Below are 25,985 nucleotides of genomic sequence, written 5' to 3'. Positions count from 1 at the left end.
ATTGTCCATGTTATAATATTGGATGAGTCTGAGTCATCCCGATCTCATTTTCCTCTCGTCTTATACATTGCGATTAGATACAGATTATCGATGTTGTTCAGCTAAAGGGAGGCATCCATGGAAAGCCGGGAACCTAGAGTGATTTCTTATAAAGAATTAAGTGACTCTCTTACTGTGGCAATGGAAAGAATTCAGAACGGAAGCAATCAAGAACAGCAATTTGCTATTTTTTTGTTGGATATCGACCGGTTCAACCAGATTAATCTTTCACTAGGACATGCATATGGCGATCTCCTGTTACAACAGGTTGAACTGCGACTAAGCTCTGTCACGGATGAAATGGCCGTGTACCGGATCGGGGACGATGAGTTTGCTTTTTTGATCCGGTTTGACCAATTTGAAGACTTGGTATCCATATCCGAACAAATACAGCAGCTGTTTAGATTATCCTTCTGGCTGCAGGACATTGAATGCATGGTAAGCGCAAGCATCGGGATTGATGTTATTTCCAGCGGTGAACGAGGCTTGGAGTGCTCCATCCAGAGGGTAGGAATAGCGCTGTTAACGGCCAAGCGAAACGGAAAGAACAGAGTATGCTTTTATGACGATTCGCTTTCTTCGATGCCGATCGACCGACTGAGGATGGAGACCGAGCTATGTAAAGCGATTGCAACGGAGCAGTTGGTTTTGTATTATCAGCCTCGACTGGAGTTAGCCTCCGGTAAGATTATATGTCTGGAGGCCCTTGTGCGGTGGAACCATCCCGTTCAAGGCATAATTCCTCCCGCTGAATTTATTCCGCTGGCGGAAGAGACCGGCCTGATCGTTGAATTAGGGAATTGGGTGCTGCGGAGCGCATGTGAACAAAAGAAACGGTGGCAGGAAGCAGGGATTATCGGTGCGCAAATCGCCGTCAACATTTCCCCGGTCCAATTTCAAGATCTTTCGTTTGCAGACAATGTGAAGCAAATTATCGAACAGTCAGAATTAGTCCCGGATTTTCTGGAATTGGAGATTACAGAGAGCTCGATTATGCACGATATGGATAAAACCGTTGCGATTTTAGAGCGACTATCGGCAATCGGCATCTCGATCTCGATTGATGACTTTGGGATCGGATACTCATCGCTTAATTATTTAAAGCATTTTCCGATTCAATGTTTGAAAATTGATCGTTCCTTTGTAAAAAACATACATAATGACCAAAGTGATCTGGCGATCACACACGCTATTATTAATCTGGGCCATTCCTTGAATCTGCAAATCGTCGCGGAAGGCGTGGAAGAGGTTAGCCAATTGGAAATATTGAAAGAAACAAAATGCACAACCATTCAAGGCTACCTGCTCAGTCCGCCGATTTCGGCAGATGAGCTTGAAGCGCTTTTTTTGAGTGACCGTTTAGTTTGTTGACAAATTGAAAGCCTGGCGGTGATCTTTCCGTCAGGTTTTTCTTAAAAGATATAGCAGCTAAGAAACTGTTGAATCAGGAGTGAACGAAATTGACTGTGCATTCACAAGCGCTAACACCACAGATCAAGATAGGCATCATAGGAACGGATGCGGTGATCGACAAGATCAAAAAAGTGCTTCCAACCTTTCCAACTTTTTCTCCGATTTTTCGTGACGTACGTAATGAGGAGGAAGCGCCGGCAATTGCGGAGCAATTGGTTGGAGAAGTGGAAGTGCTTTTGGTGTCCGGTGTGCTGTCCCATCGCATCGTCAAGGAGAAGATGCCTGTATCGGTACCGGTGTTTTACGTTCCTTTGACTGGAGCGGGGCTGTACAAAGCGCTGTTTCTTTCGTTACAATCCGATCGGCTGACAGGTGGCATTTCGATCGATACGCTGACCAAAACGATGGTCCTGCGTACGCAAAAGGATCTTGAAATGAGCCATACGAAAGTGGCCGTATATGATGGTCCTGCTTATGCACCCTCGGATAAACTTATCGCTTTTCACAAAAAACAGGCGGAGGAAGGAATATGCTCTGTCGCATTTACGGGTGTGGAATCTGTCGCGCAGGAGCTCTCGAATCTAGGCGTGCCTAACATACTGCTGCTTCCTTCGGAGCAGGATATTATCGTGACGCTGGAGCGGGCGCTGCTGGCAACGGAATCGCGCCGCGGCAAGGAATCGCAGATCGTGGTCGGGATGATTAATGTCGATGAATTCGGCAAGCTGGTGCAGAAGCGAAACAATGAGCATGAAGTACAAAAGCTGAAGCTGGATATTCACCGGATGGTACTGGAATATGTCGAATCACTCGACGGTTATTTAACGCCGCTCGGAGGGGATGAGTACCTCTTTTTTACAACGCGCGGTATATTCGAACGTGAAACGGGAGGTTACAAGACAATCCCTCTGGCGAAGGACGCAAGTAAAACGTATGGCATCTCGCTCAGCCTTGGGGTAGGCTTTGGCGCAACGGCCAATGAAGCAGGCACAAATGCGCGGTCAGCGCTGCAAAAATCCAAAGATGCGGGAGGAAATACTTGTTTTATCGTTCGCGAAGACAGAACGCTAATCGGCCCGTTAGAGATGGCGGACCCGGTTCAGAATGTTTTATCGCCTATGAACCCAGCATTGATCAAAAAGGCGGAGGATGCCGGGATGACCAGCGCTTATCTCAGTAAGCTTCTAAACAATATGGCGCGCTTTGGAAAGTATGAATACAAGGTGCATGAGCTCTCATTTTTGCTTAATATTACAGTTAGAAGTGCTCACCGGCTGGTGCTGCTCTGGATGGATAACGGCTTAGTGGAAATTGCGGGAATGGAAAAAATGCCGAAGGGAAGACCGCGGCAGATTTTTCGTTTTCCGTTTTTAAATGATGTATGAAGGAGGGGGCGATCCAAAAGTCATTGAATGGGCAGAGGGATGGCCCTTTCGACCGGAACGATCTGCGCCGGTTCTTGATCCGCTGAAGCAAGCTATCCTGGAAAACCTCCCGCTAATTCATCCTTCAAGGCTTCCGGAAGAAGGAAAGCTGGAAATCCTCATGCTAATTTTATCAGTTGAGCTGATCATGTCGCTTGAGCGCCGAATTAGCAGGAGAAATTCCAGTTTGGCGGGTAAATTTGTACGAAGGTAATTAGATTTACGGGAGAATTTCCCGTTAGCATTCCTCACTATAGTCCTCAAATGGAGCATTCTGCATATAGCGATTCAATTCCACTTTTTTCACCATAGATTTATACAAACATCACGCATGCTTTTTCCGCACCAGCGCGTCCAAACCGATCTGCGAAAGTTCTAATTCTCATCAATTGGGTTTCCGGACAGCCTAAAAAATCCGTCCCCATCTTCATTTAGAGACAATTAAAAGATTTGTCTTTATATAGTTTGAATCGGTATCATAGAAGCATAACGATTTGGAGAGGGGAATATGGCATGAGAACAGTGGCTGAATTGGAAGCAATATTAGCGGAGCCATCGGATGCATTAGTTCAGGATCTGGCATCTGTGGAGGGGGATATTATCCTGCTTGGCGTTGGAGGAAAGATGGGGCCGAGCCTCGCAAGGTTGGCGATGAATGCAATCCGCAAGGGTGGGCTTTCCAAGCGTGTCATCGGTGTGTCCCGCTTCTCAAACGAGGAGGCCCGGCGGGAGCTGGAGGAGGCAGGCGTAGAAACGGTCTCCTGCGACTTGCTCAACGATGAGGAGCTAAAACAGCTTCCTGACGCGCAAAATGTGATTTATATGGCAGGCAATAAATTCGGTACGACGGGCAAGGAATATTTCACTTGGGCGATGAATGCTTATCTTCCCGGCCGAGTAGCTGAGAAATATAAAGATTCGCGCATCGTTGTTTTTTCATCAGGCAACGTATATCCCTTTATGCCGGTTGGGGGCGGGGGAGCAGCGGAAGATATGGCACCGGAACCGATCGGAGAGTATGCCCAATCCTGTCTCGGACGTGAGCGTATCTTTGAATACCATTCACATAAAAATGGAACGCCGATGGTTTTCTACCGCTTAAACTATGCGATTGATATGCGTTATGGCGTGCTTCTGGAAATCGCCAAGGCGGTCAATGAAGGCCGTCCGGTTAATGTGGCGATGGGCCATGCCAATGTCATCTGGCAAGGGGATGCGAATGCGATGGCCTTGCGCTGCCTAACGTCCTGTTCGAATCCGCCTAATATTGTCAATATTACCGGACCGGAGACGATGTCTATTCGCTGGGCGGCCGCCGAGTTTGCAGCCCGCTTAGGCAAGAATGCGATCATCGAAGGCACTGAATCCGAAACGGCGTTATTAAATAACGCATCCAAGTCACACCAGATGTTTGGTTATCCAAGCGTACCGCTGCTGCAAATGATCGATTGGATGGCGGAGTGGGTGCAGCTGGGCGGAGCGACCTGGAACAAGCCGACACACTTTCAAGAAAGGAAGGGGAAGTTTTAATGAGAACTGGAAAGACGTTAGCTGCTGAGTTAACTGAAGCGCTTCATGAAGGGCTCGTTATACCGGCGCACCCGCTTGCATTGGATGAACAGCGTAAGCTGGATGAAAAGCACCAGCGGGCATTGACGCGTTATTACATGGCTTCCGGCGCTGGCGGAATAGCAGTAGGCGTTCACTCCACGCAATTCGAAATCCGCGACAAGGAGTTTAACTTATATGAGCCGGTCCTGCGAATGGCGGCGGAAGAGATTGAAAAAGCCAATCTGCAGCGGCCGTTTATCAAGGTTGCCGGTATCTGCGGTCCGACGGAGCAGGCGGTTCATGAAACGCAAATCGCTCTGCGTTTGGGTTATGATGCCGGATTGCTGAGTATGGGCGGGCTGACCGGCTGGAGCGAAGAAGATATTTTGCAGCGCACGGAGCGCATCGCAGAGCTGATCCCGGTGATCGGTTTTTATCTGCAGCCTTCGGTAGGCGGACGGATATTCAGCTATGAGTTTTGGCGGAAATTTGCAGAAATCCCGAATGTCGTTGCGATAAAAATGGCGCCGTTCAATCGCTATCAGACCATCGACGTGGCCCGTGCGGTATGCAGCTCCAGCCGCAAGAACGAGATTGCCCTTTATACGGGCAATGACGATAACATTATCAATGATCTTCTCACCACGTACCGGTTTGAAGTGGACGGAGCCGTGGTGGAGAAAAAGGTAGTCGGCGGACTGCTTGGCCACTGGGCGGTATGGACCCAAAAAGCGGTAGAGCTGCTGGAGGAAATCAAGGCGATCCGGGATAAAGGAGAACTTTCGGCAGAGTGGCTGACACGGAATATTCAAGTGACGGATTCGAATGCTGCATTTTTTGATCCGGCACATCATTTCGAAGGATGTATACCCGGCATCCACGAGGTGCTGCGCAGACAAGGATTGCTGAAAGGAACTTGGTGCTTGAATCCGCAGGAGACCTTATCACCGGGGCAGTCGGAGGAAATCGACCGGGTATATCGGGAGTATCCGCATCTGAACGATGATGAATTCGTGGCTGCGCATCTTCATGAGTGGCTGGAGCAAGCATAACAGGCAATGCGGCATCCGGCAGGAAGCGAGGAATCTAACATGCGGTTTAAGGATGTATTCTCCATTATCGGTCCCAGCATGATCGGACCTTCCAGCTCTCACACGGCCGGCGCTGTCCGGCTGGGACGGACTGCCCGGCGTATTCTGGGCTGCCTGCCGGAGCAAGCCGATATTGTGATCTATGGATCGTTCGCTGCAACCTATCAGGGACATGGAACGGATCTGGCGATCACAGCCGGATTGCTGGATTACGATACGGATGATATGAGAATCAAAGACGCCGCTGTCCTGGCAGAGGAAGCCGGATTAAAGGTGAAGTTTCACACTTCGAGCCTGCCGGTTGCCCACCCGAACACCGTAAAGATTATGGTGAGGAATGGGGAGCGGGAAGAGAGCGTCACCGGCTGTTCGATCGGCGGCGGAAATATCGAGATTGTAAGCGTCAATCATTTTGATATTAAATTTACAGCGGGTTATCCCACATTGCTCATTTTTCACAAGGACCGCCCGGGACTCATCGCTGATATCACAGATATTGTGAAGCAGGCGGGGGCTAATATCGGTTACATGGAGGTCGACCGCAAATCGCGGAAAGGCGATGTGCTCACCGTGATTGAGAGCGATGAAGCCATAACTTCAGCGCTGATCTGTCGAATGGAGCAAATACCGGATATTCAGCGTGTATGTCTGATTGATCTTACAAGCAAAGAAGGGATGCCATGAGATTCTCGAGCTTGAATGAACTGGTAGCACTGTGTACTCAAGAATCGGTAACAATCGGAAAGCTGATGGTGCAGGAGCAGGCACAGGAGACCGGAAAAACAGAGCAGGAAATAGTAGAGCAAATGGCATCTTACTACCAAGTCATGAAAGAGGCTGTAAGCAAAGGGCTCTCCGAAAATACAAAATCCCGGAGCGGGCTAACCGGCGGTGACGCCCAGCGCGTGCAAAGCTTCAGAATGAATCATGTACCATCACTTGGCGACAAAGCGTCCAAGGCGCTGGCTTATGCATTAGCGGTCTCTGAAGTGAACGCTTCGATGGGGCGCATTATTGCAACGCCAACGGCCGGATCGTGCGGGATCATACCCGGTGTGTTCGTAAGCGCGCAGGAAACCTTCGGGTGGGAGGATGAGCAGCTGGTTTACGGGCTGTTCACTGCCGGCGCCATCGGTTATGTCATTGCTAATAATTCATTTATATCCGGCGCTGAAGGAGGCTGCCAGGCTGAGGTAGGCTCTGCCATCGGCATGGCGGCGGGTGCGCTCACCGAGCTGCGCGGCGGCACCCCGGAGCAAACCGTGCACGCGGTAGGCCTTGCTTTGAAAAATTCATTGGGGCTCATCTGCGATCCGGTTGGCGGCCTGGTTGAAATTCCCTGCATCGTGCGCAACGGCTTTGGCGCGGTCACGGCTCAGGCAGTCTCGGATATGGCACTGGCCGGCGTTCGAAGCGTTATTCCCTCGGACGAGGTCATTCATGTAATGCTGGACGTCGGCACGGCGATGCCGGAGAAGCACAGGGAAACTGCAAAAGGCGGCTTAGCGCAGACGCCTACAGGCCGGAAAATTATGAAGGAGCTGTATGGCAACAAGGATCAGCCCGCCAGGAACAGGGGGAATGGCAAGTGAGCTTGTTAGAGCAAGGAAAATCATATGCTTCGCAATGGATTGCTTTTCGCAGAGAGCTGCATCGTTATCCGGAATTAAGCTTTCAAGAATCTCGGACGGCAGCAAAGGTAGCCGGCCAGCTGCAGCAGCTGGGCGTGCCTTACAAGAGGGAGGTAGGCGGCCATGGCATCGTTGCGGAGCTGAAGGGTGCAGGCGCTGGCCCTGTTATCGCGCTGCGCGCCGATATGGATGCCCTTCCGATTCAAGAGGAAACCGGTTTGGAATTTGCTTCAGCCTATCCGGGCATTATGCATGCCTGTGGACATGATGCCCATACGGCTATACTGCTTGGGGCAGTAAAGCTGTTAACGCAAGAGACGTTTAACGGTACCGTTCGTTTTCTATTTCAATCTGCAGAAGAGATCAATGCCGGGGCGAAGGCGATGATCGAACAAGGCGCTTTGAACGGAGTGGATGAAATTTACGGACTGCATAATCTGCCGACTTTGCCGGCAGGCATGGCTGCCACGCGTTACGGAGCGTTGATGGGCTCGGTTGACAGAATCGAATTGACGATCACGGGTAAAGGCGGGCACGGTGCGATTCCCGATCAATGCTTCGATCCGGTTGTCTGTGCATCGGCAATCGTTATGGGGCTGCAGATCATCGTCAGCCGGGAGCTTTCTCCCTTCGACCCTGCGGTGGTGACGATCGGCAGCATTCGGGCGGGCGAAGCGAACAACGTGATCCCGCATACTGCGGTAATGACCGGTACAGTCCGTACCTTCGAGCCGCGGGTGCAGGAGCAGATGGCCGGCAGGCTGGAGAGGATCATTAAACATATAGCCGCAGGTTACCGCTGTGAAGCAGAGCTGCACTACATCAGACAGACCCCGGTGCTGGTCAATCATGATGAAAATATGCGGCATGTCGATCAGGTTATCGATGATATACTTGGCGCGGAGCGCAGAATTACAGCGGCTCCGACAATGGCCGGTGAAGATTTCTCCGTTTATTTGCAGCAGGTGCCCGGCTGCTTTTTTTGGCTTGGCTCCGGACCGGCTGAGGGTGCAGGCGAGGCGTATGGGCTCCACCACCCGAAATATTCGTTGAATGAGGATTGTATTCCTTTAGGGGCTTCATTGTTAGCGGGGATTGCGTTAGCGCGGTTATCTGCAGCTCCTGCAGACGGGGCCGGATAAAAAGGAGGAAAATGATGGGTGATTTGCGAATTGGAATTATTGGAACGGATACTTCCCATGCCGCCGCATTTACGCGGCTGTTGAACGATCCGTCGGATCCGCATCATGTCCCGGGTGGGAAGGTGATTGCCGCGTTTCCCGGCGGGTCACCGGATTTCCCGCTCAGCATTAACCGTGTGGAAGCGTATATGGAAAAACTCCGTTCCGAATATGGGGTTCAAGCAACGGAATCTCCCGAGGATGTTGCGGCCCAGTGTGACGCGATCTTATTGGAAGCGGCGGACGGCCGTGTCCATCTCGAGCTGTTTAAGCGTATTGCCTCTTACGGTAAGCCTGTCTTTATCGATAAGCCCTTGGCTTTGACAACCCGGGATGCGGGTGAGATGTTAACAATTGCAGCGGAACAGGGCATCCCGGTCATGAGCTGTTCGGCATTGCGTTATGCCGAACAGCTCACTGCAGTGCTGGAACAAAACGGGCGTACCGGAATTTTAGGCACTGATGTGTACGGACCGATGAGTGTGGAGCCGACGCAGGGCCACTATTTCTGGTACGGGATTCATTCGGTTGAAATGTTGTATGCGGTTATGGGTCCGGGATGTGTGGAACTGACGGCTGTTTCCAATGACAATCACGATCTGATCACCGCAGTGTGGGAGGATGGACGGATTGCAACGGTCAGAGGCAGCCGGGCCGGGAATCCCCGGTTTGGAGCTTTTATTCACCGGGAGCATGAAACGGCTGTAGTGGACATTGGGGCCGGGACGACGCCTTTCTACGCCAGCTTGCTGCAGCAGGTCATGAGTTTTTTTCGGAAGTGCCAGCCGCCGCTGGATTGGTCTGAAACCCTTGAAATTATAAGCTTCTTGCAGGCTGCAGAAAAAAGCAGAATAAGCAAAACGACAGTCCGGCTTACCAAAAAAAGGGGATAACGAGAGGAGAATTTGAACATGTCTACAATTAAAGTTGGTGTTATCGGTGCAGGATCCATTTCGGAGGTCCACTTGCAGTCTTATAAAAATAACCCTGAGGCTGAGATTTACGCGATTTGCGATTTGAATGAAGCGCGGGCCCGTGAGAAAGCGTTTTCATATGACGCATCCAAAGTATTTACGGATTATAACGAGCTGCTTGCGCTGCCTGAAATTCATGCGGTCAGCATCTGTACCTGGAATAATTCGCATGCGGAGATCGCAATCGCCGCATTAGAGGCCGGTAAGCATGTTTTGGTGGAGAAGCCGCTTTGCAAAACGGTTGAGGAAGCCCTTCGCGTAGAAGAGGCCGTGAAAAAGAGCGGCAAACTGCTCCAGGTTGGCTTTGTCAGACGTTATGCCGGCAACACGCAGATTTTGAAGCAATACATCGATGATTCCGAATTGGGTGAGATTTATTATGCCAAAGCCTCCTGTCTGCGGAGATTAGGCAACCCCGGGGGCTGGTTTTCGGATCAGGAGCGCTCGGGCGGCGGCCCACTAATTGATTTGGGTGTACATATGATCGACATTTGCTGGTACTTGATGGGCAAACCAAAAGTGAAATCTGTCAGCGGTAACACCTACAACCGGCTCGGTAACCGTGCAAATGTTAAAAATCTGAAGTTTTATCGAGCGGCCGATTACGATGCTTCGCTGAACTCCGTTGAAGATTTGGCCAATGCTTTGATCCGGTTTGAGAACGGCGCTTCCCTCATGGTTGACGTCAGCTTTACGCTGCATGCCAAAAAGGATGAGCTGTCGGTGAAAATTTACGGAGAGCGCGGCGGGGCTGAGCTTGAGCCGGAATTCACGCTTGTGTCTGAAAAATACGATACGATATTAAATGTGACGCCTCAGGTGGATCACAGTTCATTTGTGTTTCAGGAGGCTTTTCAAAATGAAATCAATCATTTTGTCGAAGCTGTGCTTGGCCGCAAACTAACCTTAAGTCCGGTGGAGGACGGCGTGGAAATGATGAAAATTTTATGTGCCATCTATGAATCGGCGAGTACAGGCCGTGAAATCGAATTCTCTTAGGGGAGGGAAAGAGTCGATGGAGTTAGAAGCTTGTTTCAGCATAGAAAGGAGAGATCAGCTTGAAATTAGGGTTAAGCAGCTATAGCTTGTTCCGCGCGATTCGCGATGGCCAGTTAACTGTTACTGATGCGATTAATTGGATTGCGGAGCATGGAGGAGAGCATATTGAGATCGTACCGATGGGCTTTAATTTGCAAGAGAATCCGGAATTAATCGATGAGATCACGCAAGCGGCTCAGAAAGCGGGCATTGATATCTCGAATTATGCGATAGGCGCTAATTTTGTAACGGACAGTGATGAAGAATTTGCAGCCAAGATTGCGGAAGTGAAGGCTCAAGTTGATATCGCTAATCGTCTGGGTGTAAAGCTCATGCGCCACGATGTGGCATCAAGACCTATAGAAATAGCGACAATTCGGCAGTTCGAGCTTGATCTGCCTCGCTTGGTGGAGGCCTGCCGGCATGTTGCCGATTATGCATCGCAGTACGGCATTACAACAAGCGTGGAAAATCACGGCTATTACATTCAGGCTGCTGACCGGGTGCAGCGCCTTGTTAACGAAGTGGACCGCGATAATTTTAAAACGACCTTGGATATCGGGAATTTTATGTGTGTGGACGAGAATCCGGTTGTATCCGTGAAAAAGAATCTTCCGCTTGCCTCCATCATTCATTTGAAGGATTTCTATTTGCGGCCTGAGGGCCAGAATCCCGGGGAAGGCTGGTTTAGAACCGCCGGCGGCAACTACCTGCGAGGCGCAATTACCGGACAGGGCGACATCAACATGCGCGAAGTTTTGCGCGTGATTAAACAATCCGGTTATGATGGTTATATCTCGATCGAATTTGAAGGCATGGAGGATTGCCTGACAGGCTCCAGAATCGGACTGAACCAAGTACGGAAGCTTTGGAACGAAGTATAATTAATCAAACTATCCCCCTGCCTCTTTGAGTTAGGGGGAAGTTTGTGTGCGAAGAAGAAAAAACGATGTCAATGTGTTCGTTTTCTACCGCATTAGCATTTTCTACAGATGGGGAACCCTTGATAATAAAGGATTTTTAGGCCGTTTCATAATTTGATGTGAAAAACTTAAAACGGATGAAAACGGATGGTTTACGACAAATGAAAGCGCTTTTATATTTGGGGTATGCCAATGGAAATCCAACATCCCCATTGGTGAGATTGCTCAGATCAGAGCAGCTCGAAACGAAAAGGGAGGAAAGAAAAATGAAACGAAAATGGCTTTATCTACTCCTGACGTTTACGCTTGTTTTCTCCGTACTGGCTGCATGCAGCGGCGGTGGAAACAGCAACAACAGCACAGATACCGGGGGCAGCAACACAGGGGCGGTCAATTCAGGCGGAAGCACAAATGGAACGAATGCCAAAGAAGAAACGCCGCCTGCGGACACGAGCGAGCAGTACGGTGACACCGGCGGGCTGCAGCTGCCGCTGGTTGACGAACCAACGACCTTATCCTGGATGTTAGTCAGTGAAAACACAAATCTGAATACAAGCCTGATTGCAACAGAGATTGAGAAGAGAACCGGAATCAAGCTGGATATTCAGGCCTACCCTTCCAGTACGTATAAAGACAAGTTAAAGGTCGTCTTGGCTTCAGGTAATTTGCCGGATATTTTCCATGGCCTAACGATTGCGGAAATTAACGACATGGGCAGTCAAGATGTGGTAACACCGATTAACGAATATATTGATCAGCTGCCAAACTTCAAAAAGCTGTATGCAGAAGAAAACGATTGGGTCATGAAATCGTATTCCGATGATAAAGGGAACATGTATCACTGGCCGATCTTCGGCGTTAACCGCGAGGTCAACCATGGCTTCCTGTACCGTAAAGACGTATTTGACGCAAACGGCATTCCGCTCTGGAATAATACCGATGAGTTCTACGAAGCGATGAAAAAGCTGAAGGAGATCTACCCGGATTCCTATCCGATCGCTTCGAAGACAAAAGAGTTCTTCTTCAGAGACTGGGGTTACGGCTGGGGGGTAGTCGGGGCCGATTATCCGATGTTCTACGACGAGAACGACAAGACATGGGGCCTGACCTTTACGCAGCCGGAATATAAAGAAATGCTGGATTTTGCGAAGAAGCTTTACAACGAAGGTTTATTGGATCCGGAATTTATTACCGATACGGCCGCTTCCTGGACATCGAAGATGACGACGGCCAACCGTTCATTTGTCACATTCGACTGGATCGGCGTACTGGATACGTTCCATAACCAGGTGAAAGCAGAAATTCCGGAATATGACCTGCGTTATGGCAATCCGGTAGGCCCGACCAATACGATCCGGAGCCTGCCTCAAGTATCTGTGTTTGGCCTGACGGTGACCAACAATGATAAGAAAGAAGCCGCACTCAAGCTGCTTGATTATCTCTCCAGCCCTTCGGGCGCCGAACTCGTCATGCTGGGTGTAGAAGGCGTATCGTTCGTGGAAGGAGCTGACGGCAGCATCTCCTATCCAGAGCTTGCAGACGCTGAAAAAGTCGATATCAAACTGCTGGAAGAGAAATACGGACTGTGGTTGGAGGGCATGTATCTCCGTGCCGATGAGCGCAGCGTATACTTTAACTTCACCGAGAAAGAACAGGAAGCGCAGGATAACATGAAGGATAAGAGACAGCCGCTTGATCCGGTCTTGAAATTTACGAATGAAGAGAACACGGCTAAAGCGGATCTCTACAATGCGATTTATCAGGCGGGTGTTGAGTTCAGCACGAAATATATTTTGAACAAAAACCATGGCGATGCAGAGTGGGAAGCATGGCTTGCCCAAGCGAAAAAATTGGGCGAGGACAAGTACGTTGAAGTATACAAGAACGCCCAAGCCAGATTCGACGGGCAATAAGCAAGGGAAGAAGGATAAACGGTGTACCCGGATTAATCCGGGTGCACCGTTACCATATCCGATTAGAGCTTTCCTACAGGCGAGGAGGGAACCGATTGCAGCAGGCTAATCTGGAACAGGCACGGATCACAAAGAGCGAGTCATCAAGGTGGATCAAGATATGGCGCCATATCAAGCGGGACCGCCAGCTTCTGATCCTTTTTATCCCTTGTATTATATTTTATATTTTATTCCGTTACGGACCGCTGTACGGTATGATTATCGCTTTTAAGGATTACAACGTATTTCGGGGCATTCTGGACAGCAATTGGGTTGGGTTGAAGCATTTCCGCAATTTTTTCGACAGCGCTGACTTCTGGCTGCTGTTCAAAAATACGATATTGCTCGGATTCTACTCCTTGCTGTGGGGCTTCCCGTTTCCGATCATTTTTGCCATTTTGTTGAATGAAGTGCGGTTCATTAAATTTAAGAAAACGGTTCAGACCTTAAGTTATCTGCCGGCATTTCTATCTGTTGTCATTATCAGCAGCATGGTTATCGATTTTCTATCACCGAACCGGGGATTGATCAATCAATTCATTGCCTGGATCGGCTTTGAGAAAATCTATTTTCTGATTGCGCCGGAATGGTTTCGCACAATTTATGTCGCATCCGATATTTGGGCGACGATGGGTTACGCAGCCATCATCTATCTAGCGGCCATTGCCGGAATTAATCCGACCTTGTATGAGGCTGCCCGGGTGGACGGCTGCAGACGATGGCATATGATGCGTTATATTACGCTGCCAAGCTTGATGCCTACGATCCTGATCATGTTTATTATTAATGCGGGCAATATGTTCCGGATCGGCTATGAGAAAATATTGCTGTTATACAACCCGATGACCTATGAAGTGGCGGATGTTTTCTCTACCTATGTTTACCGTAAAGGGCTGCTCGAAACCAACTACAGCTATGCATCGGCGGTCGGTATTTTTGAAGCCGTTATCGCTTTGATCATGCTCGCATTAACGAATGTGATAAGCCGGAAAATGGGAGGGAGAAGCATATGGTAGGCGAGAAGAGGCTATCCCTTTTCAGCATCGTTAACACGATCCTATTAACGTTCATTGCGATTGCCACGGTTTATCCGGTTCTGTACATCATTGCCATTTCGTTCAGCGATACGGCATCGATTGTGCAGGGGAAAGTGTTTTTATGGCCGCTCGGCTTTAATATTGATGCATATGTGCAGATCCTGTCCGAGGATCGGGTGCCGCGGGCTTATCTCAATACGATTCTATATACCGGACTAGGCACATTTATCAATCTGGCGATGACGGCGATCGCCGCTTACCCGTTATCGAGAGTCACCTTTTTCGGACGGAAGTTTTTTATGATTGCGATCGTGCTGACGATGTTCTTTAACGGGGGCATGATCCCGACGTATCTCATTGTGCAGCAGCTCGGCATGATCGATACGATCTGGGCGATTGTCATTCCCAATGCGATCTGGACGATCGAGTTATTGATTTTGAAGAGCTTTTATGAAAACATGTCCGATTCCTTGCGTGAATCGGCAGTCATTGACGGCGCTTCGGAATACCGCATTTTATTCAGCATCATCATTCCGCTTTCCAAGCCTGCACTGGCCTCGATCGGCCTGTTTTACTTCATGGGCCACTGGAACAGCTTCTTCATCCCGATGATTTATTTGAACGATGTCAACAAATATCCGCTGCAGGTCGTATTGAGGGATATGCTCATATTTGCTACGGCGGAGCAAACGAACAGCCTGGTCGATCGGGTGACCCTTGCGCCTGAAGCGATGAAAAACGCGACGATTTTTATTACGATGATTCCCGTGTTAATGATTTATCCGTTTGCGCAGAAGTATTTTGCTAAGGGTGTTATGCTCGGATCCGAGAAAGGATAATTGTTCCAAATCATGTATAATGGAAGTAAGTGTTTGATTGAAATACCCCAGTGTTGCGGGGAGGTGGGAAATATTGCAATTCATCCGATTGTTGGCGAACAAAAGCTTCCTGCAAATCTTTTTTGCCCTGTTGTTGGTTGTGCTGTTGATGTTTGTTTCTAATTATATTGTATTTAATAATTCCATCGACGGTATATACGAACAGGTAAAAGAAAACAACAAGCTGGTCGTCACCAATATTGTGCAGTCCTTTGATGATGTTTTTCGTGATATCAACAACCTTGTTTATTCAGTTCATAGTCTTGCTTACAACGGAGCCACGGACAATGGCTCTCTTGACATGTCTAGTGTATATGAAATGCAGCGGGACTTGGCTACCCTTATTAATTCATCTAATGGGAATGAATACATGGAAGACGTGATCGTTTTCTTTGACAATTCGGATCTGGCAATTACAAAATCGGGTACGATTGATTTTAATGAGCTTTTTAATAACAAATATCACCATCGTCTGTACAATTCGGTTTATTGGAGGTCATTGTCGAGCCAAACGCATGCCATGCGGATTTATCCCGCGGAGGATTACGTCGAAAGATTTACAAATAACCTGGAGCGACGAAGGAAATTAATCGTTGTGGCCGGAAATAACCAGCTATCCAATAAAAATGTGTTCATCATCATTGACCTGCAAAAGCTGCTAAGGCATGTCAGACAGTCAACGATGATGCAGGGCTCCTCATTAATCGTACTCGATCAGAACCGGAACGTGATCTTAAGTACGGAAAGTAATTGGAATCTTGTGGAAATGTTAAGCGGACTCTATCTTGATGACGGTAGAGAACGGACACTGAAGCAGAATGATTACGAGTATAATTTGTATAAATCAGAATATAACGGTTTTACCTATATTGATAAAGTTCCCTATCAATTCGCGAATATCAAGTCAGTCACGAAAGCAAACCAGACGATTCTTTACTTTACGATTGCATCGGCTATTCTATTATCGGTTCTTCTAAGTATCTATTTGTACAAACCCGTTAGGGAAATCGTTTTGCTGCTTGGCGGAGGGTACAACCGTCGGGCCGACTATCGAAGCATTCAAAGCGATATCGTCAAGATTCAAGAGGAGAATGAATCGTACCGATCAAAGATGGGGTTTGTCGATGGAGAATTGCGCAGAGGCATGATCTTGGATGCAATCGATGAGAGTCCGATGTCCAGAGAATTTGAACAGCGGATGTTGGAGTATTTCGCCGATCTGTTTGAAAAACGCTTTTTTCTTATGGTCAGCCTGCACCTGCAGCCTAACGGGGGAAAGGATCGTGCCGTACTCTCCACCCAGGAAGTTTCAAAGCTGCTCGAGCATCAAGTGAAATTAAATTGGCCGCATGCGGTGTCCTTCCATGCCGGTAATCTGCGGTACCTGGTCCTCATCGCTTTAAATCACAAATCTGAGCGTACCGGTATTATCGCCGCGCTTCGAAAAACGGTGAAAAAGCCGGATATTATGTTGTTGAACAATTACTTCATATGGGCTGCCGTCAGCGGAGTGTACGAGTCCAAAACGGATCATTGGCGATCAGCGTATAAAGATGTTACAGATGTAATGATGTACAGAAACATCAGTGAGAAAGGTCCGGTCTTTGACATTGAGTCGATTCGCCGGTCAGTTAAAGTTTATTTTCCGTTCGACCAATTCGAGAAGCTGTCCAGCTCTCTTATTCACGCTGACGAAGCGCAAAGCATCAAGCTGGTGGATGAAATTATGGAGGAGAATGCTTCACGCGATATCCATTATCACCAATTCATGGACGTTGCCAAAATGATGTTTTATTATATGGTTAAGCATCTCTCGAATAATGAGACAAGTACGCAGCAATTTCAAGATATGGAGGCCGCTTTCATCAATAAAGTGAAGCATGCCTTGGATTATCGAAGCGTTCAAGATGAACTCATACGCATCGCGAAGTATGTGTGCGAAAAAGGCAAGCAAGTGCCGAAAACGAAAATGGATCAGACATTTATCGCTCAATATATCGAGAAAAATTACATGAATAATTTGTATCTTGACCATATGGCGGCACTCTTAGAGACGACGCCGAAGTATTTCTCCAATTATTTCAAGAAAACGTTTGGGGTCGGGTATGTAGAATATTTAAATAAGGTACGGTTATCACACGCGAGAAAATTGTTGAAGGAAACAGAGATGTCTGTCGCGGAAATCGGCGAGAAGACCGGATATTTGAACTCCTCGACTTTTACAACCACCTTTAAAAAGTATTATGGCATATCCCCAAGCGAGTATCGAAAAAGCTAGTTCATCTAACAACACTAATCTACTATAAGTATCGAGAGGGATCATTATGAAAGCCATTGCTGCCCAGTCAGGAAAGATTGTCATTGCGGAATTAAATAAACCTCAGCCGCTACCCGGCCATGTGCTTATTCGCACTGAATATTCAGCAATCAGCCCCGGAACGGAGCTCGGTTTTGTTAAACGCGCAGCCCATGAGCAGGCCTTATTAGGCTACAGTGCAGCCGGAATCGTAGAGCAAATCGGAGAAGGCGTCATGGATGTAGAGATCGGCCAGCGGGTTGCTTGCTATGGCGCACCATACGTACAGCATGCGGAGTGGTTATTGGTGCCATCCAATCTAACCGCTGTCGTCCCCGTCCATGTATCCCCTCAGGAAGCGGCCTTTGCAGGCTTAGGCGCAATCGCGATTCATGCGCTTCGCATTGCTGACCTCAGGTTCGGGGAATCCGCAGTTGTCGTGGGCCTGGGCATATTAGGAAACCTGATTGCACAGATTAGCCATGCGGCAGCTTATCGGACGTCCGGTATTGATCTGAATCCGGAACGGACGGCGATGTTAAGGCAGCAGGGATTAGCGCATGTCTACAATGACCAGGCACAGTTGGAACAAAGCTTATCGGATGCTTGCGGGCCTCATGGGGCGGATGCCGTTATCCTCTGCGCAAGCGGCAGAGGCGAAGAGCTCATTAACTGCTCATTCTCCTGGTTGCGGGATCGCGGGAAAATTGTCATCGTCGGCGACCTGACCACGGAATTTTCCAGAGGTCTTATGTTCGGCAAGGAAGCCCAAATATTGATCTCACGGGCAGGCGGCCCTGGCCGATATGACGAAAATTATGAGAAAGAGAACCAGGACTATCCAGTCGGGTATGTACGTTGGACGGAGGGAAGAAATATCGGCGAATATATCCGCTTGTTAGCAGAGGGACGGATCTCCCTGAAGCCGTTGATTACCGATATCTATCCGCTTCTTCAAGCGGCCGAGGCGTATGAAAACTACCAGAGGCCGAACAAAACGATAGGTACGCTTATCCAATATTAAACTTCGCTGCCAGCTACTCAGTTTAAATCACCCGTGTTATTATAGTAGATATTCTGAATTGTGTGGGTGAACACGGTGATAGCACGAATCAAGAACAGCATGGACGATCTCATGGACGATCTCAGCCTTACCTATAGAAAGCTCTTGTTGTTCGAAGCATTCTACATGCTAATTACAAGCTTTTTATTTGTTCCGATCATAGCGTTTATTTTCAATCGCATGTTAAGGGCAATGGGAACGAACTTCTTGCTGAATAGCGATGTCTATCAGATCGGTTTGAGTTATAAGGGTCTCATTGGCCTGACTTTGATCGGTTTAGTGTGCGTGATCGTATTATTTATCGAGTTCGGGGTCATTCTTATCATTGCGCAAAAGCAGGTGTTTGGCAAAGAGGTTCTTATTGCTGATGCTCTCATGACAACGCTGCGAGCGATTCCGAAGCTGATAAGCTTTGGTTTTATCCAGCTTATACTGCTGTTTTTATTTTTGATTCCGTTCATTGATACGCCTTTGTTCGGGAGTTTATTCGGCAGCTTTAATATTCCGATATTAATTACCAATCATCTTCACGGATCACAACTGCTTCTTGCTTTATATGCGGTTGTTTTCTTGACTGCTGTCTACCTGTTCATCCGATGGATATTTGCGCTTCATTTTATTATTATTGAAAGAAAATCAACAAGAGAAGCGATCAAAAGCAGTTTTGCTCTGACGAAGTCGTATAAAATAAAAATCTTGCTGCAATTGATTTTGTTGAACATTATTATTTTCTCAGTGGGCTTTGCTGTTCTTTCGGCCCTGTCTTTTATTTTTTCACTGCTGGACATTCCATTTGTTAAATTTGTGATCAATGATTTGTTTCTTACTTTCTCCAGCGTGATCACATTTGTGTTTACGCTGTTATTAATACCTGTGAATATGATCTTTATCACCCGGCTGTTTTATCAGTTTCAGAAGGATCAGGGCGTGCAGATTCAGGATCAACTGAGGGTATATAAGAGCAGGCTTTTCGCTGCTTTAGAACTGAAAGCGAGTACGTATTTTAAAACACGCACAAAGAGGTTTTACCTTATATTAACGTTAATCCTTTATCTCGCAGGAACATTCGTATTGAACCATTCGATTAACAGCAATCTGGTTTATTTGAAGTGGAATGTGTCCGTGGCCGGCCATCGAGGCGATCTGTATCATGCTCCGGAAAACTCAATGAGCAGCATTTGGTCAGCCATCAACAAAAACGTGGATGCCGTTGAAATTGATGTTCAAATGACAAAGGATGGCATTGTCGTCCTCAATCACGATTATACGTTGAATAGAGTCGCCGGCGTTAATTCAAGTGTGCATGATTTAACTTACGCGGAGATTGCGGACTTAGAGATCGGCAGCCACTTTTCGGATGATTTTCAAGGTGAACCGATCCCGACTCTGATCGAGGTGCTTGAGGAGGTCAAGGGAAAGACCAAGCTGATTGTTGAAATCAAGCCGTATGGCGAAAAGGATGAATTAGCGAGGAAAGTGGCAGCGCTCATCGAATCGTATGACATGACAGCCGATTGTTATGTTCAGTCCTTCGATTATCACGTATTGAATATCATCAGAAGTATGAATAACGATATTAAAATCGGCCAGATTTTGTACTTGGCAGCAGGCAATTTATCCGCCCTTGACGTTGATTTCTATACGATTGAACAAAGCATGCTCTCCGATCGGTTCATAGAGCGCGCTCACCGGAACAACCGGGAAGTGTGGGTGTGGACGGTTAATATTGAGCGCAACATCAGAGAGGTGCTGAAATATGACATCGACGGCATCATTACCGATCATCCCGAAAAAGCGCAGACTATGGTGGCATTGCGATAGAAGGAACAGTATAACGTTTGTTTCAACTGCAAATTGCTGCTATTCGTAACTAGGTGTATAATAAGAATAAAATCAAACTTCGTGTGGGAGGTAATTACATGAAAATCTATAAAATAGATGATGTAGACGGTTTTTTGCAATTGCTGGACACCTGTAAAGGTACAGTTGAACTGGTCAGTAAAGAAGGCGACCGGTTAAATCTTAAATCCAAGTTAAGCCAGTATGTCGGCTTAAGCAAATTATTCAGTGAAGCAGAGATTCATGATATTGAGATCATTGCCCATGAGCCGGAGGATGCGCAGCGGATATTCCGATATTTCCTCGACGGCAGATAATTTCTCAATTACTCGTCATAAGCTTAAACGCATGAAACAAGCTGATGCCATGTTCAACAGGCGTCAGCTTGTTTTGTTATGCGGGAGCAGCAGGGTTCTTCCGCAGCCGGATAGACATATCCCCATTTTCATGAATCGTCTAGACCAAGATTGCTTATAGCTCATATAGTAACTTAGCTAAAGGAAAGGGAGGTGCTGAACAATGGGATACGGAATTGGTGGAGTTGGTGGAGTTGGAGTTGGATCATGTGCAGGTGCTGGATTATTTACTAGCACAGGCGTTATCCTTGTTCTTTTCATTCTGCTCGTTATCATTAGCCGCGCTTGGGTCTGGTAATTTCCATTGATTTTCTTTCCTCCAAATGATGATAAAGGCGTGCCTGCACCTTCAGGGTGCAGGCTTAGCTGTTTATACCGGGAGCTGCCGCTCAAGCATGCCATCTTTGACTGCCAATTAATACGCGAATGGACGGTATTCCGGTGGTGAAATGGAAGAGCGCAATGTTATGGAGACGATCCGCCCCGGGCGCAAATTGTGATAAATAGAGGAAATCCGGAAATACAACCTGCTCGGTCATATAAGCGGAAGTAACGCTGCCGGGCCGTCGGAGCTGATTCAAGCGGTTGATGATTCCTTGTGCCGGTAAAATGCCGATGCCGTGCCCGTAATACAAATCATCATCTAGCTTGACCGCATTTTCACCCTGCCATTGCGGCGTTTCAGGAGCGACGTCAGGATTTTTGAAATACAATATATCGCCGGGATAGGAATATTGGCTCCCTTGCTCCTGAATGAGCCGCAGATCGCTGTCATAATGCCAGTCATATAACAGCAGGTTTGCAAAGAGCCGATTGAATTCATGATCTTGTATCACATCCAATACCGCTTTGTACAGCACGATGACGATCGCTGTTGCACACTCAAAGCTATATTGTCTTCCGTTCCTAAAAATATCCCTGATTCCTTCTGCCGGAGTTACAGCCATCTTTAGTTGGAAGCCACCCTCATCTGTCAACTTCCAATACTGATCATTACACTTGGATTTTTCAAATGTGGCAAAGGATACTCCGCTTTGATCCAAGGCGTCTGCGGCTTCAACGATCTTTATCCTTAACGTCATTTCGAATTGTAAATGATAAATGGAATTATAGTTGTATGTACGAGGGCTTGTTCTCTTTTGCTCATAAATATCCTTTGCGAGCTGCGGCCAGGAGGAAACATCGACGGTTCTTTCTTCACCGGCTATTAGTATCATAAGCTGCTCTCGTGCCTCCCCGTAAGCAATTCATGCCATACTCTGTATTTTATGAGGGAGAAGGAACGTCCTATGCGCATTTCCTGAAGTTCTTAATCGAAAACTGCGGGAGAAAGCTGCTTGCGGTGGGTAAGCAGTTCCGATACGGTTACGAATTGAAAACCTCTATTCTTTAATTCAGGTAAAATTTGTTCTAATGCTTCTATTGTCTGCGTCTGACCTTCTACATAATCATGGAACAGAATGATATCACCGTTTCGGGCATTTTTTAATACTTTATTCACGATGGCGTTCACGCCAGGGGTGCTCCAATCCCTTGTATCCTGATGCCATGACCACATGACGATTTGATAATCCGATTTTATGGAAGCACTAACGACCATTTCGTTATAAAAACCGCCGGGCGGGCGGAAAAGGCTTGGCTTTTGTCCTGTGATATTAAAAATGAGCCGCTCGGCTTTTTTAATTTCTTCTTGGATTTTTTCCGCATTTACACCCTTGTTAAAATACATATGATTATAGGTGTGATTTGCAATTTCATGTCCTTCTACGATCTCCCTTTTTACTAATTCAGGGTACTTTTCCACACGCTTGCCAACGACAAAAAAGGTTGCTTTCGCATTATATTGGCCGAGCAGGTCCAATATCGCCGGGGTGTCCATCGAATCGGGACCGTCATCAAAGGTTAAAGCAATTAATTTTTCATCGGTCGGCACTTCCCAGACGATCTCACCGCGCGCTTCAAAGTACTGCCGGCCTTTATTTAATGGTGCAGCAGAAGTAAAGCCGGGATGGCACAGTGCAATCATCAAACAACTTGCAGTTATGATTATACGGATAGCCATGGTTGTTGTATCCCTCCAAACGTATCCATTTTATTATTCTAAATTCGGCCTGTTATTATTCCGGTTCAATTTTCCTGAATCGTCCTCCATGAATTGCAGACACTGAAACGAAAAGAAATAGGTGGGGGGAAATTGATCTTGAATAAGATGAACAAATGGGTGATTATAGTCATTGTTTTCTCAGTCCTATCCATGCTTCACGTCCACATGGTTAAAGCCGCTCCAGTCCAAATCATATTGACAGTGAAAGCATCTCCGGATTCAAGCCGGGCAACAATACTCACGATAAAGGACATTAAATTGGCGGAACGGATTATCCGCAGCGAAACTCGAACAAAGGCGTTGTCCATTCCGGTATCGGATGTTTATTTGACCTTAAGGAATAACGGCTTGGAGGTTACATATCTCCTTGACCACAGAGGAAACCTGTACAATGAGCAGAACAGAGAGCTGATTGAAGTGCATGCGGATGTGAAGAGGGAGCTTATAAAACATGCGGAGGAATGTCGAGCTGCACATTATGGAAAGATCATTTCATGGGTTGAGGCCAAAACATTAATCCCGAAAAAAATGAAGTTTAAAGTGATTGATATGGAAACGGGAATAACCTTTCATGTACAAAGGCGGGCCGGGTCAAGCCACGCTGATGTGCAGCCGTTGACGAAGAAGGATACGGCGGCCATGAAGCAAATATATAATGGACATTGGAGCTGGCACCGGAAAGCGATTTTAGTGCAGACTGATCATGAACTGCTAGCCGCCTCGATGCACGGTATGCCGCATGGCGGCGACGGCATCCCTGACAATGATTTTTCGGGTCATTTTTGCATCCATTTTTTGGGCAGCTCTGTCCACGGGTCCGGCAATATTGACCCTGAGCATCAATTAATGGTTCACAAGGCAGGCGGAAAGCTGCGGGAGTATGTGGACGGTGCATCGCCATACGAAATGGCGGATATCTTTATCAGCGCGTTAAACTTGAAGGAAACACAAATTTTGAAAATGATCTTCCCGAAATCAGAGCATAAGCAGCTTGAGCATTACCTTCAAATGAAGGAGCATATCACCGGCATACGGAAAAGATCAGACCATCATGAACAGGATGTCTCCGACTTATTGGAGATTGAGATACCGGTGGATGTCAGCATTTATCAAAAAGCGCGCGAGGAGAGAGCAAGACTGACCTTTACGTTGAGCAGGCTATCGCTAATAGACCCATGGAAAATTGATTCCATTACCTGATTCTGTTGTAGAAGCGGAGTGGAACTTTTTTGCAGACAACCCTTCTGAAGATGAGTATAGTAAGGATAGATTTACTTTGTCTTCGAAAACCTATAATCATGAAAATGGAGTGATTCCCATTGAAGGACTATGCTGCGAATCAGATCATAGAGGATATCTCGCTCGGTTTCATTATTCTTGATGATAAATCCCGTATATTGTATATAAATCAATTTTCCAGAGAGAAATTAAACTGCCCGCCTGAGGTAGTGGGGCAATCATGGCCGGAGATGTTTCCCCATTTGCTTGAAATCTCAAGATTGACCGAAACTGGCGGGCCCAAAACCGTTTATTTTACGATCGGACAGGAAAGCTTTATCGCCATCATACAGCCTTATTCTAAAAGCGGCGCGTCGCTTGGCTATATGATTATGTTAATGGACGCAAGCCAACTGGATGAAGTGACAAAAGAGCTGGATGCTTACAAAAATCTTCATACGGATTTAAAGGCGATCTTTGATATTTCCTATGATGTTATTTATGTATCGGACGGGAACGGCATCACCTTGCGCGTAAGTTCAGCAAGTGAGCGGTTATGGGGATATAAGGAAGAGGACCTGGTAGGCAAGAGTGTGTATCATCTGGAAAAAGAAGGCGTATACTCCCCCTCGGTAACCCGCATGGTGCTTGAAAAGAAGGATCGGGTGTCCTTCCTGCAGACAACAAAAACCGGACGCCGGCTAATGGTTGTCGGTACCCCAATCAAAGATGAACAGGGAAATATCGTTAGAGTTGTGAACGCTTCCAGGGACATTACGGAAATTAGCCAGCTAAAAAACGAGCTGGAGGAAGTGAAGCAGCTTACGGAAGGGTATAAACAGGAATTGATGAGCCTGCGAAAAAAAAGCGAGGCGGAGAAAAAAATCATCTACCGGAGCGAGAAAATGCGCAGGCTTATCGAGCTTGCCCAGAAAGTGGGAGAAGTGGATTCCACGGTGCTGCTGTTAGGAGAATCCGGAGTAGGGAAGGAAGTGATTGCTTCTTATATTCATAACTGGAGTCCGCGAAAGCAAAATCCGTTTATCATTCTGAACTGCGGATCCATACCGGAGAAGCTGCTTGAAGCGGAATTGTTCGGCCAGGACCTTGATTTGGTTGGAGAGAGGGAAGGCAGACAGATCGGGTTGTTTAAGAAGGCTAAGGAAGGCACGTTATATTTAGACGAAATTACGGAAATGCCATTGTCGATACAGGCCAAGCTGGTAGGAATCCTGGAAGAGTATGATTTTGCAAACCAGCGTACCGGAGAATCGCGTGTCCGAATTGTCGCTTCCTCCAGCAAAAATTTAGAAGATGAAGTAAAGGCAGGCCGGTTCAGGGAAGATCTTTATTATTGGTTAAACGTAATCCCGATCACGGTCCCTCCCTTAAGGGAAAGAAAAGATGACATTCTCCCTTTAATCCTGTATGACTTGGAGTTGTACAATAAAAAATACAAAAAGAACAAGCAGCTTTCCGCTAATGTTCTGGAGAAGCTGCAGCATTACCCATGGCCGGGCAACATCAGAGAGCTGCACAATGTCATTGAGCGTTTGGTGGTTACAATCGACGATCCAATGATTAGCCTGAAGCATGTCCCCGAATACATAAAAAATAATGCGGCGGAAATCAAGGACGTGGAGGTGCATCGGCTGCTGCCGTTGAAAGAAGCGGTTGAAAAGGTGGAAAGGGATTTGTTAGAGATGGCAAAGGTAAGATACATCTCCACCACCCGAATGGCAGAGGCATTAGGCGTTAATCAGTCCACGATCAGCCGGAAGCTGCAGCAGTACGGCATCAGCAGCCAATTGGAAAAGGAAGCCCATTAAGATTTTATGCATAAATGCATAGATTATTATGCGATAATGCATAATCGATGATTGTTTAGTTAATCGCAATTTCATCGTTCTATTTATTCATTTAACCCAATAGAGAGCGGATAAACTATGCAAATTTGCATAGTTTTATTTCATTTAC

22 protein-coding genes are annotated in these 25,985 nt (G+C 47.2%); 20 read left to right on the top strand and 2 right to left on the bottom strand.

Annotated features, from left to right (window positions below; translation table 11 throughout):
* Positions 1–117 precede the first annotated feature (117 nt).
* From IEW11_RS20260 to IEW11_RS25020, 18 genes are all read left to right on the top strand, one after another.
* Positions 118–1,410: a putative bifunctional diguanylate cyclase/phosphodiesterase gene (locus IEW11_RS20260; protein ID WP_188532890.1), complete on the top strand. Its 1,293-nt coding sequence runs from the start codon at positions 118–120 to the stop codon at positions 1,408–1,410.
* Positions 1,411–1,499: 89 nt separating this feature from the next.
* Positions 1,500–2,837 (top strand): GGDEF domain-containing protein, encoded by a 1,338-nt coding sequence (locus IEW11_RS20255; protein ID WP_188532889.1) that lies wholly within the window; start codon positions 1,500–1,502, stop codon positions 2,835–2,837.
* Positions 2,838–3,389: 552 nt separating this feature from the next.
* Positions 3,390–4,406: an NAD-dependent epimerase/dehydratase family protein gene (locus IEW11_RS20250; RefSeq protein ID WP_188532888.1), complete on the top strand. Its 1,017-nt coding sequence runs from the start codon at positions 3,390–3,392 to the stop codon at positions 4,404–4,406.
* Positions 4,406–5,479, top strand: coding sequence for a dihydrodipicolinate synthase family protein (locus IEW11_RS20245; protein WP_188532887.1), 1,074 nt, complete (start codon positions 4,406–4,408; stop codon positions 5,477–5,479). Before IEW11_RS20250 ends, IEW11_RS20245 begins: the two co-directional genes overlap by 1 nt.
* A 39-nt stretch (positions 5,480–5,518) precedes the next feature.
* Positions 5,519–6,202: an L-serine ammonia-lyase, iron-sulfur-dependent subunit beta gene (sdaAB, locus tag IEW11_RS20240; protein WP_188532886.1), complete on the top strand. Its 684-nt coding sequence runs from the start codon at positions 5,519–5,521 to the stop codon at positions 6,200–6,202.
* Complete coding sequence (sdaAA, locus tag IEW11_RS20235) at positions 6,199–7,110, top strand: L-serine ammonia-lyase, iron-sulfur-dependent, subunit alpha (protein WP_188532885.1); 912 nt, start codon at positions 6,199–6,201, stop codon at positions 7,108–7,110. Before sdaAB ends, sdaAA begins: the two co-directional genes overlap by 4 nt.
* Positions 7,107–8,291, top strand: coding sequence for a M20 metallopeptidase family protein (locus IEW11_RS20230; protein WP_188532884.1), 1,185 nt, complete (start codon positions 7,107–7,109; stop codon positions 8,289–8,291). The genes sdaAA and IEW11_RS20230 overlap by 4 nt, the downstream gene beginning before the upstream one ends.
* Before the next feature lie 14 nt (positions 8,292–8,305).
* Positions 8,306–9,223 (top strand): Gfo/Idh/MocA family protein, encoded by a 918-nt coding sequence (locus tag IEW11_RS20225; protein ID WP_308422757.1) that lies wholly within the window; start codon positions 8,306–8,308, stop codon positions 9,221–9,223.
* A gap of 18 nt (positions 9,224–9,241) precedes the next feature.
* On the top strand, positions 9,242–10,303 hold the full coding sequence (locus IEW11_RS20220; protein WP_188532882.1) for a Gfo/Idh/MocA family protein: 1,062 nt from the start codon (positions 9,242–9,244) through the stop codon (positions 10,301–10,303).
* Between the two features lie 59 nt (positions 10,304–10,362).
* A complete protein-coding gene (locus tag IEW11_RS20215) occupies positions 10,363–11,226 on the top strand; it encodes a sugar phosphate isomerase/epimerase family protein (RefSeq protein ID WP_188532881.1) in 864 nt (287 codons plus the stop codon).
* A gap of 305 nt (positions 11,227–11,531) precedes the next feature.
* Positions 11,532–13,178: an extracellular solute-binding protein gene (locus tag IEW11_RS20210; RefSeq protein WP_188532880.1), complete on the top strand. Its 1,647-nt coding sequence runs from the start codon at positions 11,532–11,534 to the stop codon at positions 13,176–13,178.
* A gap of 110 nt (positions 13,179–13,288) precedes the next feature.
* Entirely contained in the window at positions 13,289–14,233 is a 945-nt protein-coding gene (locus IEW11_RS20205) for an ABC transporter permease (RefSeq protein ID WP_229725522.1), read from the top strand.
* A complete protein-coding gene (locus tag IEW11_RS20200; RefSeq protein WP_188532878.1) occupies positions 14,227–15,093 on the top strand; it encodes a carbohydrate ABC transporter permease in 867 nt (288 codons plus the stop codon). Before IEW11_RS20205 ends, IEW11_RS20200 begins: the two co-directional genes overlap by 7 nt.
* Positions 15,094–15,166: 73 nt before the next feature.
* A complete protein-coding gene (locus IEW11_RS20195) occupies positions 15,167–17,410 on the top strand; it encodes a helix-turn-helix transcriptional regulator (protein WP_188532877.1) in 2,244 nt (747 codons plus the stop codon).
* A gap of 46 nt (positions 17,411–17,456) precedes the next feature.
* Positions 17,457–18,452 (top strand): zinc-dependent alcohol dehydrogenase, encoded by a 996-nt coding sequence (locus tag IEW11_RS20190; protein ID WP_188532876.1) that lies wholly within the window; start codon positions 17,457–17,459, stop codon positions 18,450–18,452.
* A 75-nt stretch (positions 18,453–18,527) separates the two neighbouring features.
* Positions 18,528–20,312 carry a glycerophosphodiester phosphodiesterase gene (locus IEW11_RS20185; protein ID WP_229725505.1) on the top strand — a complete coding sequence of 595 codons (1,785 nt, stop codon included), beginning with the start codon at positions 18,528–18,530 and terminating at the stop codon, positions 20,310–20,312.
* Positions 20,313–20,410: 98 nt separating this feature from the next.
* Positions 20,411–20,647, top strand: a complete 237-nt coding sequence (locus tag IEW11_RS20180) for a polya polymerase (protein WP_188532875.1) — start codon at positions 20,411–20,413, stop codon at positions 20,645–20,647.
* Between the two features lie 202 nt (positions 20,648–20,849).
* Complete coding sequence (locus IEW11_RS25020) at positions 20,850–20,984, top strand: YjcZ family sporulation protein (protein ID WP_229725503.1); 135 nt, start codon at positions 20,850–20,852, stop codon at positions 20,982–20,984.
* 91 nt (positions 20,985–21,075) lie between these two features.
* Here the strand turns inward: IEW11_RS25020 and IEW11_RS20175 are convergent, their stop codons facing one another.
* Together IEW11_RS20175 and IEW11_RS20170 are read right to left on the bottom strand one after the other, a co-directional pair.
* Entirely contained in the window at positions 21,076–21,903 is an 828-nt protein-coding gene (locus IEW11_RS20175; RefSeq protein ID WP_188532874.1) for a protein-glutamine gamma-glutamyltransferase, read from the bottom strand.
* Between the two features lie 92 nt (positions 21,904–21,995).
* Positions 21,996–22,748, bottom strand: coding sequence for a polysaccharide deacetylase family protein (locus IEW11_RS20170; RefSeq protein WP_188532873.1), 753 nt, complete (start codon positions 22,746–22,748; stop codon positions 21,996–21,998).
* Positions 22,749–22,886: 138 nt separating this feature from the next.
* Here IEW11_RS20170 and IEW11_RS20165 point away from each other — a divergent pair, with 138 nt between their 5' ends.
* Both IEW11_RS20165 and IEW11_RS20160 read left to right on the top strand, forming a co-directional pair.
* Entirely contained in the window at positions 22,887–23,990 is a 1,104-nt protein-coding gene (locus tag IEW11_RS20165) for a hypothetical protein (protein ID WP_188532872.1), read from the top strand.
* A gap of 119 nt (positions 23,991–24,109) precedes the next feature.
* On the top strand, positions 24,110–25,837 hold the full coding sequence (locus tag IEW11_RS20160; protein ID WP_188532871.1) for a sigma 54-interacting transcriptional regulator: 1,728 nt from the start codon (positions 24,110–24,112) through the stop codon (positions 25,835–25,837).
* The last annotated feature ends 148 nt before the right edge of the window (positions 25,838–25,985 follow it).

The sequence above is a fragment of the Paenibacillus abyssi genome (assembly GCF_014640295.1).
Taxonomy (GTDB): domain Bacteria; phylum Bacillota; class Bacilli; order Paenibacillales; family Paenibacillaceae; genus Paenibacillus_D; species Paenibacillus_D abyssi.
The sequence above is the reverse complement of the archived record's forward strand: the minus strand, read 5'-3'. Positions and strand labels throughout refer to the sequence as shown.

Excerpts from the sequence above, each read along its gene's own strand:
- IEW11_RS20260 (WP_188532890.1), top strand. The coding sequence starts at position 118 with ATGGAAAGCCGGGAACCTAGAGTGATTTCTTATAAAGAATTAAGTGAC.
- IEW11_RS20250 (WP_188532888.1), top strand. The coding sequence starts at position 3,390 with ATGAGAACAGTGGCTGAATTGGAAGCAATATTAGCGGAGCCATCGGAT.
- IEW11_RS20245 (WP_188532887.1), top strand. The coding sequence starts at position 4,406 with ATGAGAACTGGAAAGACGTTAGCTGCTGAGTTAACTGAAGCGCTTCAT.
- sdaAB (WP_188532886.1), top strand. The coding sequence starts at position 5,519 with ATGCGGTTTAAGGATGTATTCTCCATTATCGGTCCCAGCATGATCGGA.
- sdaAA (WP_188532885.1), top strand. The coding sequence starts at position 6,199 with ATGAGATTCTCGAGCTTGAATGAACTGGTAGCACTGTGTACTCAAGAA.
- IEW11_RS20225 (WP_308422757.1), top strand. The coding sequence starts at position 8,306 with ATGGGTGATTTGCGAATTGGAATTATTGGAACGGATACTTCCCATGCC.
- IEW11_RS20220 (WP_188532882.1), top strand. The coding sequence starts at position 9,242 with ATGTCTACAATTAAAGTTGGTGTTATCGGTGCAGGATCCATTTCGGAG.
- IEW11_RS20210 (WP_188532880.1), top strand. The coding sequence starts at position 11,532 with ATGAAACGAAAATGGCTTTATCTACTCCTGACGTTTACGCTTGTTTTC.
- IEW11_RS20200 (WP_188532878.1), top strand. The coding sequence starts at position 14,227 with ATGGTAGGCGAGAAGAGGCTATCCCTTTTCAGCATCGTTAACACGATC.
- IEW11_RS20190 (WP_188532876.1), top strand. The coding sequence starts at position 17,457 with ATGAAAGCCATTGCTGCCCAGTCAGGAAAGATTGTCATTGCGGAATTA.
- IEW11_RS20180 (WP_188532875.1), top strand. The coding sequence starts at position 20,411 with ATGAAAATCTATAAAATAGATGATGTAGACGGTTTTTTGCAATTGCTG.
- IEW11_RS25020 (WP_229725503.1), top strand. The coding sequence starts at position 20,850 with ATGGGATACGGAATTGGTGGAGTTGGTGGAGTTGGAGTTGGATCATGT.
- IEW11_RS20175 (WP_188532874.1), bottom strand. The coding sequence starts at position 21,903 with ATGATACTAATAGCCGGTGAAGAAAGAACCGTCGATGTTTCCTCCTGG.
- IEW11_RS20170 (WP_188532873.1), bottom strand. The coding sequence starts at position 22,748 with ATGGCTATCCGTATAATCATAACTGCAAGTTGTTTGATGATTGCACTG.